Source organism: Bacillus sp. GC_Bacil_1 (genome assembly GCF_026540675.1).
Taxonomy (GTDB): Bacteria; Bacillota; Bacilli; order Bacillales; family Bacillaceae_G; genus Bacillus_A; species Bacillus_A cereus.
In genome coordinates, this window is the sequence record NZ_JALNUG010000029.1 from 20,336 (window position 1) to 37,413 (window position 17,078).

The following is a 17,078-nucleotide window of genomic DNA, read 5'->3' on the forward strand; positions in this document are numbered from 1 at the left end:
TTTTAAAAATGATAGGTTTATTAGAGCAATTTTATAAAAATGAAGAGATACAATCGGTTATTAATGGATTAGAAGATGGGTTAAAAGAACAACTTATATCAGGGATGGCAACGTCTTCTCGTTCATTATTAATGGCGGCTTTATATAAAAAAACAAAAAAATCACAATTAATCGTTACACATAACTTATACCAAGCACAAAAAGTACATGAAGATTTAGTGGCGTTACTTGGTGAAAAAGATGTGTGGCTATATCCAGTGAATGAACTGATAGCATCGGAAATTGGGGTTGCAAGTCCAGAATTGAAGGCGCAACGTATAGAAGTGTTAAATCGCTTGGCTGCGGGAGAGAATGGAATCATTGTAGCGCCAGTGGCAGGATTGCGTAGATTTTTACCAATAAAAGAATTGTGGAAGCAAAAGCAAGTTGAAATCAATCTAGGGCAAGAGATTGATTTAGATGCGCTCTTGCATACTTTACATCATATTGGCTATGAACGTAAGGCGATGGTAGAAGCTCCAGGGGAGTTCAGTTTACGCGGGGGAATATTAGATATTTATCCTTTAACTGAAGAACTACCATTTCGTATTGAATTTTTTGATACAGAAGTCGATTCTATTCGATTATTTGATGTGGATGAACAGCGTTCTCAAGGTAAAAAAGAAAGCGTTAGGTTTGGTCCGGCAACAGAGTTTTTATTTTCACAGGAAGAATTAAAATCAGGAATTCAGCATCTTGAAGAAGGTTTGACTAAGACGATGCAAAAACTTTCTGATGATAAACTAAAGACTACAGTGCTTGAGACGGTAAGTCATGAAATTGAGATGTTGAAAAACGGGCAAAGTATAGAACAGATGTTTAAATACTTATCTATTTTCTATAAAGAACCTGCTAGTCTGATAGATTATTTACCAGAAGATGGTGTTGTAATTTTAGATGAGATTTCCCGTATTCAAGAAACAGCATCACATCTTGAAACAGAAGAGGCGGAATGGTATATATCACTTCTTGGTGAAGGAACAATTATTCAAGATTTATCTTTCTCTCACGCATTTGAGGGGTTTCTTCATCATAAAAAAAGAAGTTTTGTATATTTAACGTTATTCTTGCGTCATATCGCACACACACATCCGCAAAATATTGTAAATGTAACATGTAAAACAATGCAAGATTTCCATGGACAGATGAATTTGTTAAAAACAGAAATTGATAGATGGAATGAAGGGCATTTTACGACTGTTGTACTTGGAACAGATGATGAACGTGTGAAGAAATTACAACATATTTTAAGTGATTATGATATTGAGGCAGATATTGTAGAAGGCACAGATATCTTATTGCCTGGAAGGCTACAAATTGCTGTAGGTGATTTACATGCAGGGTTTGAAATGCCGATGCAAAAGCTTGTTGTCATTACTGAAAAGGAGCTTTTTCATAAGAAAGTTAAAAAATCACAACGTAAACAAAAGTTATCGAATGCTGAACGTATTAAAAGTTATTCGGAATTAAAAGTTGGAGATTATGTAGTTCACGTAAATCATGGTATAGGTAAATTTTTAGGTATTGAGACATTAGAGATTAATGGTGTTCATAAAGATTATTTAAATATTAAATATCAAGGTAATGATAAGTTATACGTTCCAATTGAACAAATTGATCAAGTCCAAAAATATGTAGGGTCTGAAGGTAAGGATCCGAAAGTTTACAAATTAGGCGGAAATGATTGGAAAAAGGTTAAAACGAAAGTTGAAAAATCTGTACAAGACATTGCGGATGACCTAATTAAACTATATGCTGAGCGCGAAGCTTCAAAAGGCTATGCATATACGCCGGATACGGCAGAACAACAAGAGTTCGAATCATCTTTCCCATATCAAGAGACAGAGGATCAGTTACGTTCTATTGACGAGATTAAAAAAGATATGGAACGCGGACGCCCGATGGATAGGCTCCTTTGTGGTGATGTAGGGTATGGAAAGACGGAAGTGGCTATTCGTGCGGCATTTAAAGCAATTATGGATGAAAAACAAGTTGCGATTTTAGTACCGACAACGATTCTTGCGCAGCAACACTATGAAACAATTCGAGAGCGTTTTCAAGATTATCCAATCAATATAGGATTATTAAGTAGATTCCGTACGAGAAAGCAACAAAATGAAACGATTAAGGGCTTAAAGGATGGCACAATAGATATTGTAATCGGAACACATCGTATTTTATCTAAAGATGTCACTTATAAAGATTTAGGGCTTCTTATTATTGATGAAGAACAAAGATTTGGTGTGACGCATAAAGAAAAAATTAAACAATTGAAGGCGAATGTTGACGTATTAACATTAACGGCAACTCCGATTCCGCGGACGCTTCATATGTCTATGCTTGGTGTGCGCGACTTATCTGTTATTGAGACACCGCCAGAAAATCGTTTCCCAGTCCAAACGTATGTAGTAGAGTATAATCCAGCATTAATGCGAGAGGCGATAGAGCGAGAGCTTGCAAGAGGCGGTCAAATTTACTTCCTATATAACCGTGTAGAGGATATTGAAAGAAAAGCAGATGAAATTTCGATGTTAGTTCCAGATGCTCGCGTAACGTACGCACATGGGAAAATGAACGAAAGTGAATTAGAGTCTGTTATGCTATCATTTTTAGAAGGACAGCATGATGTTCTTGTAAGTACAACAATTATTGAGACGGGTGTAGATATTCCGAACGTAAATACGTTAATTGTATTTGATGCAGATCGTATGGGGTTATCACAGTTGTACCAGCTTCGTGGGCGTGTTGGACGTTCTAATCGTGTTGCATATGCATACTTTGCCTATAAACGTGACAAAGTGCTGTCAGAAGTTGCAGAGAAGCGTCTGCAAGCAATTAAAGAGTTCACAGAACTTGGATCTGGTTTCAAAATTGCGATGAGAGATTTATCTATTCGTGGAGCAGGTAATTTGTTAGGAGCAGAACAGCATGGGTTTATTGATTCTGTCGGATTTGATCTGTATTCTCAAATGTTAAAAGATGCAATTGAACAGCGAAGAGGAACAGATGGGGCTGAAAATACAGTTAATGTTGAAATTGACTTAGAGGTAGATGCATACTTACCAGATGCTTATATTTCAGATAGTAAGCAAAAAATTATGATGTATAAACAATTTAGAGGTGTTTCTGCAATTGAGGATATTGAAGAATTGCAGGAAGAAATGATCGATAGATTCGGTGATTACCCACAAGAAGTTGGTTATTTATTACAAATTGCAAATATTAAAGTGTTGGCAATGAAAGAACAAATTGAGTTAATTAAGCAGAATAAATTTGAAGTAACATTCCTGTTTTCTGAACAAGCAAGTCAAAATATTGATGGTGGAAAATTATTCATGCTCGGAAATAGTTTTGGGCGTATGATCGGTCTAGGAATGGAAGGATCACAATTGAAAATTGTTATGAAAACAAATGGCTTAGAGACATCGAAGTGGTTAACAATTGCTGAAAATTTATTAAAAGGCTTACCAGATGTGAAAAAAGAAGTAATAAATGCCTAAAATAAGATAAAAAAATACAATTCGACGTGCATAGAAGAACTAATGTGTAAAATACTATGTCTAACAGTTGGTGATTTTTACATGAACAGGTAAATTCACCACTTTGATCATCAGTAGAAAGTGAGGCAGCATTAGAATGAAAGCAACTGGAATCGTACGTCGAATTGATGATTTAGGCAGGGTAGTAATCCCAAAGGAAATTCGTAGAACTTTACGTATTCGAGAAGGAGACCCACTAGAAATATTTGTTGATCGCGATGGAGAAGTAATTTTAAAGAAGTATTCTCCAATTAGTGAACTAGGTGATTTTGCAAAGGAATATGCTGAGGCTTTATATGACAGCTTAGGACATAATGTGCTTGTCTGTGACCGAGATTCTATCATCGCAGTATCAGGCGTATCGAAAAAAGAATACTTAAATAAAAGTGTTGGCGATCTAATCGAAAAAACGATGGAAGAAAGAAAGTCTGTTATTATGACGGACGAAAGTGATATTTCCATTATCGATGGTGTAACAGAAAAGGTTCATTCTTATACAGTTGGACCGATTGTTGCAAACGGAGACCCAATTGGAGCCGTCATTATTTTTTCAAAAGAAGCTATTATAAGCGAAATCGAGCATAAAGCGGTTAATACTGCTGCCAGTTTCTTAGCGAAACAAATGGAACAGTAAGGGTATATTGATTTTAGAAGTAGCAATCTTTCCTAATTATGATCTTTCTTTTTGAGAAATCAATTATTTGGAGATATATGTATATTGAATGAAGGTAGCGCTTTGCTACCTTTTTTCATTGAATATTTTTAACGTGTAGGGACCTAGTATTACCCGTGGTGGTAAGGGAGTTTGTACTTTTCTTTATGATATAATACGAGAGGTGAGAATAGAAAAAGGAGTTTTCTTGTATGGAAGCGAAGAAGTATCAAGCCTTTTGGCGTGGGGCTATTATATTAACGATTGCAAGTTTTGTTACAAAAGTATTAAGCGCTTTTTACCGTATTCCATATCAAAATATAGCAGGGGATATTGGTTTTTATATTTACCAACAAATTTACCCGTTTTATGGATTTTGTTTAATTTTAGCTACTTATGGATTTCCTGTTATCATTTCAAAAATGGTTGCAGAACGACTAGAGTGGGGAAAACAGAGAGAAGCAGAAGAAATTATTTGTGTATCTTTTTGGTTTTTATTAGGAATTGGTTTTATAGGTTTCTTTACATTGTTTTTTGGGGCCGAAACAATCGCGATAGCTATGGGCGATATGCACTTAGATAAGTTGGTACGTGTTATTTCATTTTCGTTCTTATTGATGCCGTTTTTGTCTGTAGCAAGAGGGTATTTTCAAGGGTTCAATAATATGATGCCAACGGCTGTTTCGCAAGTAATAGAACAAACAATTCGAGTTTCTATTATTGTATTTTTATCGCTATTCCTAATTGCTCACGGATTTGATTTATATACAGTTGGTGCAGGGGCTATGTTAGGCTCAATTGCGGGTGGACTTATTGGGATTATTGTACTTATGTTGTATATGCGTCGAGATTTTCGTTCCATATTTTTTAAACGTGTAGCGAGAATTAAGGGTAAAAGGAAGATAATTAAAATCCTTTTTTGGCAGGGATTAGCGATTTGTGTTAGTAATTTAGTGCTTATTTTTATACAGATGGCTGATTCAATGTCCTTGTACACTTTACTTATTGGTGCGGGAGAACAGGCTGAAAGTGCAAAAGTATTAAAGGGTGTTTATGATAGAAGTATTCCGCTAATGCAATTAGGTACTGTTGTGACGACTTCTTTCTCGTTATCACTTATTCCAATTATTACAGCGGCGAAGGAAAGAGGAGATCTTTCCTTTATTCAAGAAAAGGTAAAGTTAGCAATGAAAATAACATTTGTTATTGGATTTGCAGCAGCTATTGGACTAACTTGTATTATTCAACCTACGAATATTATGTTGTTTGAAAATAGTGATGGATCAGATGTTTTATCTATTTTATCTTTATCTATTTTATTTAGTTCATTGTCAATTACGACGGCTTCTATTTTACAAGGGTTGGGACAAACATTTAAGCCAGCATTATTTGTTGTATTTGGAGGTTGCTTAAAGTTAGCGTTAAATTATATATTCATGCCTTATTTTGGTGTGAAAGGGGCAGCCTTAGCGACTTTATGTGCGTTAATCATAATTTCTGGACTAAATAGTTTGTTGCTTATGAGAGCTGTATCAGGGTCACTTATCAATAAGCGAAATATGTTAGGTGTAGTAATTAGTGGTATCTGTATGGGATTTGTATTAATGATGTTCACGCGTGTGTTGCAGATGTCTGGATTAGTAATTGATACGGAACATAGAGCGAGCGCGACGCTTGAAGCGTTGTTAGGTGTAGCCATCGGCGGATTGACATATATGTTTTTTATTTTAAAATTACGTGTATTTACAAAAAAAGAATTAGGAACTGTTATGAAACAAGAGAAAAAAGAAGGTTCATTGAAGAAGAGTGGATAGAGGTGACAGGTTGTGAGTGGAATCATTACTGTTTTAGGTTTAGGTGCTGGTGAATTAGATCAGCTAACGATGGGTGTATATCGAAAAATAAAAGAAGCAGACCATCTGTTTGTTAGAACGAAGGAACATCCGGTTATAGAAGAATTGGAGAAAGAAGGTATACAATATACGGCTTTTGATGCTGTATATGAAGCACATGATACGTTTGAAATTGTATATGAAACAATTGCGAATAAATTGCTAGAACAAGCTGAAGGTACAGAAATTATCTATGCGGTTCCGGGGCATCCACTTGTAGCAGAAAGAACAGTTCAGCTATTGTTGGAAAAAGGAGACGTTTCAAATGTTGAAGTGCGAATTGAGGGTGGACAAAGTTTCCTTGATCCTATGTTTGCAAGCCTAAAAATTGATCCGATTGAAGGATTTCAATTACTTGATGCTACATCATTTGAAAGAGGGCAATTAGAATTACGTCAACATTTAATCTTTTGCCAAGTATATGATGCATTCGTTGCATCTGATGTGAAATTAACATTAATGGAGATGTTGCCAGATGATTATGAAGTGTATATCGTAACAGCTGCAGGAACTTCATTTGAACAAGTAAAGAAGGTACCGTTGTACATGTTAGATCATGAAACGGAATTGAATAATTTAACAAGTGTGTACGTGCCACCTGTTCAGGAGCGTGCGTCCTTGTATCAACAGTTTGATGTTCTTAGAGAAATTATTGCAGACCTGCGTGGTCCAAATGGTTGTCCGTGGGATAAAAAGCAAACGCATCAATCATTAAAGAAATATTTAATTGAGGAAGCTTATGAGGTGTTGGAAGCAATTGATGAAGAGGATGATGATCACTTAGTAGAAGAATTAGGTGATATATTATTACAAGTTATGCTTCATGCTCAAATCGGAGAAGATGAAGGTTGGTTCTCTATAGATGATATCATTCGAACTCTATCTGAAAAAATGGTTCGTCGCCATCCACATGTATTTGGAAATACGGATGTAAACAATGCTGATGAAGTGATTGCCAATTGGGAAGAAATTAAAAAACAAGAAAAAGGATTCGTGAAAGAATCTGTTTTAAATGGCGTTCCTAAAAGTTTGCCGCAGTTACTACGCGCCTTTGAAATTCAGAAGAAAGCTGGTAAGGTTGGATTTGATTGGGTTGATGTGCAGCCGATGATAGAGAAAGCTTTGGAAGAATGGCAAGAGTTCCAACAAGAAGTTACAAACATGGATGAGGAAAAGATGCTAGGTGAGTTTGGTGATTTACTATTTGCATTTGTTAATATAGCCCGTCATTACAAAATAGATCCAGAAGAGGCGTTACGTTCAACTAATGAGAAATTTACTGGTCGTTTTTTATACATGGAGGCAAAAGTAGCTGAAATGAATAAAGAGATGGAAGATTTATCATTAGAACAGTTAGATGTTTTATGGGAAGAAGCGAAACAAACAGAGCGTTAATAGGGGGATTTGATATGCGTCTAGATAAGTTTTTAAAAGTGTCACGTTTAATTAAAAGAAGAACATTAGCGAAAGAAGTAGCTGATCAAGGAAGAATATCTATTAATGGTCAAGTGGCAAAAGCGAGTTCTGATGTGAAAGTAGCTGATGAATTAACAATTCGTTTTGGTCAAAAAATAGTGACTGTAAAAATAAATGAATTGAAAGAAACAACTAAAAAAGAAGATGCAGCAAATATGTATAGCTTAGTTCGTGAAGAAAAAGTAAAAGCGGAAGAAGGCTTGTTCTAAAATCATGTATCCCCTCATACATTACTATTAGCTAGTAAAAACCTATGGGGGGATTTACGTGAATAATGGTTACTCACCTACGTCTTCTAATCAACAAAATGTTTCTGTAGAACATGACATTATTATGCGTGGCAGGCGTATAATTGATATTACCGGTGTGAAGCAGGTAGAGAGTTTTGATAGCGAAGAGTTTTTGCTAGAGACCGTAATGGGTTTTTTAACGATTCGTGGTCAAAATTTACAAATGAAAAATTTAGATGTAGAAAAAGGTATTGTGTCGATTAAAGGGAAAGTTAATGAGATGCTGTATATTGATGAAAATCAAGGAGAAAAAACTAAAGGTTTCTTTAGTAAGTTGTTTAAATGAGTCTAACAATTCAGTTGTATACAATGCTTTCAATGATTGGAATGGGTGCTTGGATTGGAGCGTCTTTAGATACATATCAACGTTTTTTAAAGCGCCAAGAACGTAAACGTTGGCTTGTATTTATACAAGATATATTATTTTGGATTGTCCAAGCATTATTCGTCTTTTATGTATTGCTTCTCGTAAATGAAGCTGAACTACGTATATATGTGTTTTTGGCATTGTTATGTGGTTTTGCGGCATATCAAAGCTTACTGAAAGCACTATACATGAAGCTGTTAAATTTTCTCATCTATATTTTTATGCAAACAACATATTTTTTTGTTCGAATTATACAGCTACTCATGATAAAACCTGTTATTATTATAGCGCAGCTATTTATTGCATTTATATTATTCTTATTTCGTATACTGCTTTCAATTGGACATGTGTTATGGAAAATTGTGATTTGGATATTACTTTTCATATGGAAAGTTTTTTTCTGGCCTGTTCGATTTATTGCTTCGCTCATATGGAAACTTCTCCCTAATCGTGTTAAACTTTTTATAGTGAAACATATAGGGTTCCTGCAATATATAGCAAAATTGAAGGGACATATCTTCCAAATATGGGAGCGTATAAAAAAGAAGTTAGGGGGACCTCGGAAATGAGGGAACTGAGACAAAGAACAATCGAAAAACAGAGTCCAAATCCTGTTAAAGAGCATATAATACAAACGGATGAGAACAGGAAGCGACTTTATCGCCGTTTAGCGGTTTTTCTTGTCTTTACTTTTACAATTATTGCGAGTATTAGTGTAACGTTTTATCAACAAAACAGTTCCATTAAAGCAAAAGAAGCAAAAGTTAAGGACATGAAAAAAGAACTGGATTCATTAACGAATAAAGAAAAAAGTCTAAAAGACGAAGTTCAAAAGTTAAATGATGAAGAGTACGTATTAAAGATTGCTAGAAGGGATTATTTCTTCTCTGGTAAAGGGGAGATAATTTTTCCTGTTTCGAAGTAGAGTATGTCTTATTGACACTATATTTTAGGATTATATATAATAAAGTAAAATTTGACTTTTTAACCACTAAGGAGGAGCATTTTTTTTATGTCAATCGAGGTAGGCAGCAAGTTACAGGGTAAAGTAACAGGTATTACAAATTTTGGGGCTTTTGTGGAGCTGCCAGAAGGCTTAACTGGTCTTGTTCATATTAGTGAAGTTGCTGATAACTATGTAAAAGATATTAACGATCACTTAAAAGTGGGCGACCAAGTAGAAGTAAAAGTTATTAATGTTGAAAAAGATGGAAAGATTGGTTTATCTATCAAAAAAGCGAAAGAACGTGAAAAAACAGAAGGAGATCGTCCACGCGGTGAATACCAACGCGGTGGTGATCAACAACGTTCTGGACGTCCACAACGTAATAATCGCTCTTTCAACAGAGATAATCGTGGTGGCGGTAACGACCGAGCTCCAAAAGAAACATTTGAGCAAAAGATGGCACGCTTCTTAAAGGATAGCGAAGATCGTTTAACTTCTTTAAAGCGTAACACAGAGTCTAAACGTGGTGGCCGTGGCGCACGTCGCGGATAATAAGGCCGTTTAGTTTTTAACATATAGAGAGGTACCCAGAGTGATGGCTCAGGGTGCTTTTTTATATGTGAAAATATATTTTAAAAAAGTTTTCAAGATGTGTTGACTTTAAATAATATCTGATGTAAGATACTAATTGTCCGTTAAATAAGACGACATGGCGGTGTAGCTCAGCTGGCTAGAGCGTACGGTTCATACCCGTGAGGTCGGGGGTTCGATCCCCTCCGCCGCTATATTTATTTTAACGGCCCGTTGGTCAAGTGGTTAAGACACCGCCCTTTCACGGCGGTAACACGGGTTCGAATCCCGTACGGGTCATCTAAAAAGATCATGCAAATTTGCATGATCTTTTTTTGTTAAATGGATTAAGACATACAACACTTCTACAAAATCACCCTATATTTTCTGAATATTTAATTAAAAAATCAAGGATAACTTACATACCGTGTATATCTGTAGAGTTATTTCGAATAAAAAGTCGAACGATTATAAAAGTGAAAACTGTTGTTTTGACAAAAATCCCAACAATCATCTTTTATAATGACAGTAATTAAACTATGCAGGTGGTGTTAAAAATATGCCTAAAGCAGGAAGGAATACTATGAATACAAGTGCATTGGCAATGAATGAGAGTCAGCTTGGAGGAATAAAGTGGACGAGTAAGTTGCGAATGAAATTCGAACAAGTTTTCTTTAGATGGGGATTTATTATTGTTGTTATTGGTTTTCTTTTGGGAAGAGCATATATATTAACAAATATTTTACCGTTTGCACTACCGTTTTTTGCTGCTGTTTATGTTATGAAGCGGGATAAGATGCCGCTAGCATTTTTAGCTCTAATGGGAGGAGCTCTTTCAGTCTCGATAGATAATTTGTTTTTTACTTTTGCATCTATCTTTACTTTCTTCATTTATAATATCTTCTTTAGTAGATTTACACGTAAAACCGTTGGACTTGTTCCATTTCAAGTATTTATCTCCGCATTAACCGCACACTTAGTTGTTGTATATTTTGCGCAACAAACTGTCACCATGTACGATTTACTCGTTAGTACCATTGAGGCTGGGCTTAGTTTCGTATTAACTATGATATTTTTACAAAGTGTCCCGCTTTTAGTGGAAAGGAAAGGAAAACAACAGGCTTTAGAGACAGAAGAAATTGTTTGTTTGATTATATTACTAGCATCTGTTTTAACGGGTACAACAGATTGGTTTGTATATGATGCTTCTATTCAACATATTTTTACAAGGTATTTAGTACTAGTATTTGCATTTATTGCGGGTGCTGCTACAGGATCTACAGTGGGGGTCGTAACAGGATTGATATTAAGTTTAGCAAATGTGTCTAGTTTGTCTCAGCTTAGCCTTCTCGCTTTTTCTGGATTACTTGGTGGGTTGTTAAAAGAAGGGAAGCGTTTAGGTGTTAGTTTAGGTTTATTAATAGGGACAAGCTTAATTACATTATATGTAGACAAGCAGACAAATATTGTAACAACTTTAATTGAGTCAGGTGTAGCGATTGCTATCTTCTTATTAACGCCAAAGCTTGTTTTGGATCGTATTGCTAAATTTATGCCAGGTACACAAGAGCATTCGCAAGATCAACAACAATATTTAAGAAGGATGCGTGATGTTACAGCGAACAAAATCAACCAATTCGCAAATGTATTTGCTGCTTTATCTAATAGTTTTTCTGTATATGGGTATGTAGAGGAAGAAGATAAAGAGACAGAAGCAGATTTGTTTTTGAGTACAATTACTGCGAAAACATGTCAAACGTGCTTTAAAAAGGATCAATGCTGGGTAGTGAATTTCGATAAAACGTACGATTATATGAAACAAATAATGAATGAAACGGAAGAAGGAACCCTGCAACATAATCGTAAATTAGTTCGTGAGTGGGACAAGCATTGTGTGAGAGGGAAAAAAGTGACGGATTTAGTAGCGGGTGAATTAGATCACTTCTATGAGGGACAAAAATTGCGAAAACAAATGAAGGAAAATCGTAGAATAGTAGCGGAGCAACTATTAGGTGTATCAAAAGTTATGGAAGATTTTGCTAAGGAGATACAACGAGAGCGTGAAAATCATCAAGTGCAGGAAGAGCAGATTATGCAAGCGTTCCGTGATTTTGGTGTCGAAGTAGAGCATGTTGATATTTATTGTTTAGATAGAGGAAGTATTGATATTGAAATGTTGATTCCAGTTGCATCTAATGAACATGGTGAATGTGAAAAGTTAGTTGCACCGATGCTTTCGGATATCCTTAAAGAAAATATTGTCGTTAAACATGAAGAAAAGTCTTCTTATCCGAATGGTCACAGTTTAATATCATTTGGTTCGGCGAAGACGTATTCTCTTGATACAGGATTGGCTACAGCCGCAAAAGGCGGTGGGTTTGTTTCGGGTGACTCTTATGCGATGATGGATTTAAGTGTTGGTAAATACGCACTTGCGATTAGTGATGGTATGGGTAATGGGCAAAGAGCTCATATGGAAAGTAAGGAAACGGTGAAATTATTACAAAAAATACTCCAATCGGGTATTGATGAAGAAATAGCTATTAAGTCTATCAATTCAATCCTTTCTTTGAGAACGACAGAAGAGATGTTTACAACATTAGATTTAGCTATGGTAGATTTGCGGGATGCGAGTGCTAGGTTTTTAAAGATTGGATCAACGCCGAGTTTTGTTAAACGCGCGAATAATATTTTGAAAATTGAAGCAAGTAATTTACCGATGGGAATCATCGAAGATGTTGAAGTTGATGTGGTGGGTGAACAATTAAAAACGGGCGATATCCTTATTATGATGAGCGATGGGATTTTTGAGGGCGCGCAGCATGTAGAGAATCATGAATTATGGATGAAGCGGAAAATTAAAGAATTGCAAACCGAAGACCCGCAAGAAATTGCTGATATCATTATGGAAGAAGTGATTCGCTCTTGTGATGGTTATATAAATGATGATATGACTATTGTGGTGGCAAAAGTGAAGAAAAATATGCCGAAGTGGGCTACGATTCCGATTGTAGGAATGCAGGCGCAGTAAAATATAAGTGGAATGTTTATCTATAATTTGATTTTAAAAACCTAGGTGAATACCTAGGTTTTTTTGTGGGAAAAGGTAATGTTATTGATTTTATGAATATACACGGAGGATGTAAGATAAAAATGTAATTTTTGTATATCTTTTTTTTGCACAATGTTTGTAAAAGTTGTACCATTATAGACAAGGTAACTAACGTTGCTGTTCTTGTTTAATGAAAGGTGATTGCGAAGTTGAAAGATACATTTGTTGAAAAAGTAGATGACTTTGTAAAGCAGCATGATGTATTAAAGAATGATTCAACAATTGTTGTGGGAGTTTCTGGTGGTCCTGACTCGTTAGCCCTTTTATATTATTTATTAGAAAAAAGAGCGGAAAAACAGTTGGAAATTGTAGTAGCTCATGTGGATCATATGTTTAGAGGTGATGAATCTCATGAGGATTTACAGTTTGTGCAGGACCTTTGTGAAGAACTGGGAATTATTTGTGAAACGATAAGGATTAATGTATCACAATATCAACAGCAATACGGAATGAATGCACAGGTTGCTGCTAGAGAATGCAGATATGCATTTTTGGAAAGAATAATGAAGAAATATGATGCAAGATATGTTGCTCTTGGACATCATGGAGATGATCAAGTCGAGACAATTTTAATGCGTCTTGTAAGAGGGAGTACTCCGAAAGGATATGCAGGAATTGCAGTGAAGCGTCCTTTTCATAATGGATATTTAATTAGGCCGTTACTTGGGGTAACGAAGGAAGAAATTGTTGATTACTGTAATAAGCTAAATTTAATTCCACGTATAGATCCGAGTAATAAAAAGGAAGTATATACAAGGAATCGATTACGTAAATATGTCCTTCCTCACTTAAAAGAAGAAAATCCACAAATGCATGAGAAATTCCAAAAATTTAGCGTGCAGATGCAAGAGGATGAGGCTTATTTGCAGGAATTAGCTTTTGAGAAAATGAATAAAGTAATTACAAAAAAAAGTGATAAACAAATTAGCTTATCAATTCCTGCCTTTGAATCCATGTCTATGCCTTTACAAAGAAGAGGGATTCAACTAATATTAAACTATCTTTATGAATATAAGATTCCATCTTCTCTTTCTTCTATACATATTGACAAGGTGATTGAGTTTTTTAAGCGGACACAACCTTCAGGTTCACTTGATTTTCCAGGTGATTTGAAAATTGTTCGCACATACGAGGAGTGTAGCTTTAGATTTAAACAAGAAATTGTCTCTCCTTTTTTGCAAGATTTATCAGTACCCGGGACCATTACACTATTGAACGGGGATGAATTTGTAACAGAGGTGAGCGAAGATATACCAAGTAACATGAATGAAACAGTATTTGTTGCTAAGTATAATGATATATCATATCCACTTCGTATTCGTTCTAGGGAAAATGGAGATCGCATGTCAATACAAGGTATGGATGGCACGAAAAAGATAAAAGCTATTTTTATCGAAGCGAAAGTACCAAAAGAAAAAAGAGAAGAATGGCCGGTCGTTTGTGATGCAAGTGGGAACATTATTTGGGTACCCTTGTTGAAGCGATCTGCATTTGCAATTTCGAAAGAGATGGCAAAGAAGGGTAAATATATGATTATTCACTACAAAAGCAAGGAGTCTTCCGGGAGGATAATGAAATGATGAATCAAGATATCGAAAAAGTATTAATTTCTGAAGAACAAATACAAGAAAAGGTGCGCGAACTAGGTGCAGTTATTGCAGAGGATTATAAAAACACAGTACCTCTTGCAATTGGTGTATTAAAAGGCGCAATGCCATTTATGGCAGATTTATTAAAGAGAACAGATACATATCTTGAAATGGATTTTATGGCTGTATCTAGTTATGGTCACTCTACAGTTTCAACAGGCGAAGTGAAAATTTTAAAAGATCTTGATACTTCTGTAGAAGGTCGCGATATTTTAATCGTCGAAGATATTATTGATAGTGGTCTTACACTAAGCTACTTAGTAGACTTATTCAAATATCGTAAAGCGAAGTCTGTAAAAATTGTTACATTATTAGATAAGCCAACAGGCCGTAAGGTTGATCTGAAAGCGGATTATGTTGGATTTACTGTTCCACATGAATTTGTAGTAGGATATGGATTAGATTATAAAGAGCAGTACCGTAATCTTCCTTATGTAGGCGTATTAAAACCAAGCGTTTACTCAAATTAATTAAATACAGGCTTTACAATTGTATAGGAAAGTTTTTCTATGTTACGATTTACTATAGTGTTTATGCCGTGAGAGGAGGTTAGGAATGAATCGTATCTTCCGTAATACCATCTTTTATTTACTGATATTCTTAGTAGTAATTGGAATCGTGAGCTATTTTAATGGTTCGACACAAAAAACGACATCAGTTAGCTACGACAAATTCATTACTAAACTAGAAAGCGGTGAAGTGCGTAATGTGCAACTTCAACCGAAAAATGGTGTATTTGAGGTAAAAGGACAATTCAATAACTCTAGCCAAGGAGAACAATTTGTTACTTATGCACCAAATACTGAGGAATTACAAAAGAAAATCAATGATAAAGCGAAAGGTGCCGAAGTTAAGTATCAACCAGCAGAAGAAACAAGTGCTTGGGTAACATTCTTTACTTCAATCATTCCGTTTGTCATCATCTTCATTTTATTCTTCTTCTTATTAAACCAGGCTCAAGGCGGCGGTAGCCGTGTTATGAACTTCGGGAAAAGTAAGGCGAAGTTATATAATGATGAAAAGAAAAAAGTTCGTTTCAGAGATGTTGCTGGGGCGGATGAAGAGAAACAAGAACTTGTCGAGGTAGTTGAATTCTTAAAAGACCCTCGTAAGTTTTCTGAAGTTGGTGCCCGTATTCCAAAGGGTGTCCTATTAGTTGGACCTCCAGGTACAGGTAAAACTTTATTAGCACGTGCTGTTGCAGGTGAGGCTGGCGTTCCATTCTTCTCTATCAGTGGTTCTGACTTTGTAGAGATGTTTGTCGGTGTCGGTGCATCACGTGTACGTGATTTATTTGAAAATGCAAAGAAAAATGCTCCTTGTATCATTTTCATTGATGAAATTGATGCAGTAGGTCGTCAACGTGGCGCAGGTCTTGGTGGTGGTCATGATGAGCGTGAGCAAACATTGAACCAGTTACTTGTTGAAATGGATGGATTCGGTGCAAACGAAGGTATTATTATCATTGCTGCGACAAACCGTCCAGACATTCTTGACCCAGCGTTATTACGTCCAGGTCGTTTTGACCGTCAAATTACAGTAGATCGTCCAGATGTAAATGGCCGTGAAGCTGTACTGAAAGTACATGCGCGTAATAAACCGCTTGATGAGCATATTAATTTAAGAGCAATTGCGACTCGTACACCAGGATTCTCTGGTGCGGATCTTGAAAACTTATTAAACGAAGCTGCTTTAGTAGCTGCACGTCGAGATAAGAAGAAGATTGATATGAGTGATATCGATGAAGCAACGGATCGTGTTATTGCAGGTCCAGCTAAGAAAAGTCGTGTTATCTCTGAAAAAGAACGTAATATCGTTGCTTTCCATGAAGCAGGCCATACTGTAATTGGTGTTGTTCTTGATGAAGCTGATGTCGTTCATAAAGTAACAATTGTCCCTCGTGGTCAGGCTGGTGGATATGCGGTAATGCTTCCGAAAGAAGATCGTTACTTCATGACAAAGCCAGAGTTACTTGATAAAATCACTGGTTTACTTGGTGGGCGAGTAGCTGAGGAGATTGTATTTGGTGAAGCAAGTACAGGTGCTCACAACGATTTCCAACGTGCAACTGGTATTGCAAGACGTATGGTTACGGAATTCGGTATGAGTGATAAGCTTGGACCGATGCAATTTGGTAGCTCACAAGGTGGTCAGGTATTCTTAGGAAGAGACTTCCATTCAGAACAAAACTACAGTGATGCAATCGCACATGAAATTGATGTGGAAATGCAAACAATTATTAAAGAATGTTATGCTCGTGCGAAACATATTCTTACTGAAAAACGAGATAAGCTTGATATTATCGCGAAAACGTTACTTGAAGTAGAAACATTAGACGCAGAGCAAATTAATCATTTATATGATTATGGCAGATTACCTGAGCGTCCAACATCTTCAGATGATGTGAAAGTAAACATCAATATGAAGAAAGACGATGAAGATAAAGAAGATAAGTAAGAAATGAAGGAGTGACTATCGTCACTCCTTTTTTGTTTGTTAAGATTTTTGTTAATTACTATTAAGGGCTTAGTGGATAAAGTAATTTA

General features: G+C 35.9%; 13 protein-coding genes and 2 tRNA genes. All 15 read left to right on the forward strand.

What is annotated here, in order from left to right:
• The first annotated feature begins 8 nt into the window (after positions 1 to 8).
• The 15 genes from mfd to ftsH all read left to right on the forward strand — a co-directional run bounded on the left by mfd (position 9) and on the right by ftsH (position 16,989).
• Positions 9 to 3,539: a transcription-repair coupling factor gene (gene mfd / locus OXT04_RS27945; RefSeq protein ID WP_267418747.1), complete on the forward strand. Its 3,531-nt coding sequence runs from the start codon at positions 9 to 11 to the stop codon at positions 3,537 to 3,539.
• A gap of 136 nt (positions 3,540 to 3,675) precedes the next feature.
• Positions 3,676 to 4,212 carry a stage V sporulation protein T gene (spoVT, locus tag OXT04_RS27950; protein WP_000648306.1) on the forward strand — a complete coding sequence of 179 codons (537 nt, stop codon included), beginning with the start codon at positions 3,676 to 3,678 and terminating at the stop codon, positions 4,210 to 4,212.
• A 230-nt stretch (positions 4,213 to 4,442) separates the two neighbouring features.
• Positions 4,443 to 6,044, forward strand: a complete 1,602-nt coding sequence (locus OXT04_RS27955; protein WP_090978608.1) for a putative polysaccharide biosynthesis protein — start codon at positions 4,443 to 4,445, stop codon at positions 6,042 to 6,044.
• Between the two features lie 12 nt (positions 6,045 to 6,056).
• Positions 6,057 to 7,517 carry a bifunctional methyltransferase/pyrophosphohydrolase YabN gene (yabN, locus tag OXT04_RS27960; RefSeq protein ID WP_000014278.1) on the forward strand — a complete coding sequence of 487 codons (1,461 nt, stop codon included), beginning with the start codon at positions 6,057 to 6,059 and terminating at the stop codon, positions 7,515 to 7,517.
• Between the two features lie 14 nt (positions 7,518 to 7,531).
• Positions 7,532 to 7,807, forward strand: coding sequence for an RNA-binding S4 domain-containing protein (locus tag OXT04_RS27965; protein WP_001234876.1), 276 nt, complete (start codon positions 7,532 to 7,534; stop codon positions 7,805 to 7,807).
• Between the two features lie 58 nt (positions 7,808 to 7,865).
• Positions 7,866 to 8,174 carry a sporulation protein YabP gene (gene yabP / locus OXT04_RS27970; RefSeq protein ID WP_001059104.1) on the forward strand — a complete coding sequence of 103 codons (309 nt, stop codon included), beginning with the start codon at positions 7,866 to 7,868 and terminating at the stop codon, positions 8,172 to 8,174.
• Entirely contained in the window at positions 8,171 to 8,824 is a 654-nt protein-coding gene (gene yabQ, locus OXT04_RS27975) for a spore cortex biosynthesis protein YabQ (RefSeq protein WP_000059781.1), read from the forward strand. Before yabP ends, yabQ begins: the two co-directional genes overlap by 4 nt.
• A complete protein-coding gene (gene divIC / locus OXT04_RS27980) occupies positions 8,821 to 9,180 on the forward strand; it encodes a cell division protein DivIC (RefSeq protein ID WP_001208739.1) in 360 nt (119 codons plus the stop codon). The genes yabQ and divIC overlap by 4 nt, the downstream gene beginning before the upstream one ends.
• An 87-nt stretch (positions 9,181 to 9,267) precedes the next feature.
• Entirely contained in the window at positions 9,268 to 9,753 is a 486-nt protein-coding gene (locus OXT04_RS27985; RefSeq protein WP_000021451.1) for a S1 domain-containing RNA-binding protein, read from the forward strand.
• Between the two features lie 159 nt (positions 9,754 to 9,912).
• A tRNA-Met gene (locus OXT04_RS27990) sits at positions 9,913 to 9,986 on the forward strand.
• A gap of 13 nt (positions 9,987 to 9,999) precedes the next feature.
• Positions 10,000 to 10,071: transfer RNA gene (locus OXT04_RS27995), tRNA-Glu, on the forward strand.
• Positions 10,072 to 10,330: 259 nt separating this feature from the next.
• Entirely contained in the window at positions 10,331 to 12,802 is a 2,472-nt protein-coding gene (spoIIE, locus tag OXT04_RS28000; RefSeq protein WP_001123550.1) for a stage II sporulation protein E, read from the forward strand.
• 230 nt (positions 12,803 to 13,032) lie between these two features.
• Positions 13,033 to 14,463 carry a tRNA lysidine(34) synthetase TilS gene (tilS, locus tag OXT04_RS28005; RefSeq protein WP_000655457.1) on the forward strand — a complete coding sequence of 477 codons (1,431 nt, stop codon included), beginning with the start codon at positions 13,033 to 13,035 and terminating at the stop codon, positions 14,461 to 14,463.
• Positions 14,460 to 15,002 (forward strand): hypoxanthine phosphoribosyltransferase, encoded by a 543-nt coding sequence (gene hpt, locus OXT04_RS28010; protein WP_000981846.1) that lies wholly within the window; start codon positions 14,460 to 14,462, stop codon positions 15,000 to 15,002. The genes tilS and hpt overlap by 4 nt, the downstream gene beginning before the upstream one ends.
• An 85-nt stretch (positions 15,003 to 15,087) precedes the next feature.
• Positions 15,088 to 16,989: an ATP-dependent zinc metalloprotease FtsH gene (ftsH, locus tag OXT04_RS28015; RefSeq protein WP_001079669.1), complete on the forward strand. Its 1,902-nt coding sequence runs from the start codon at positions 15,088 to 15,090 to the stop codon at positions 16,987 to 16,989.
• Positions 16,990 to 17,078: the final 89 nt, after the last annotated feature.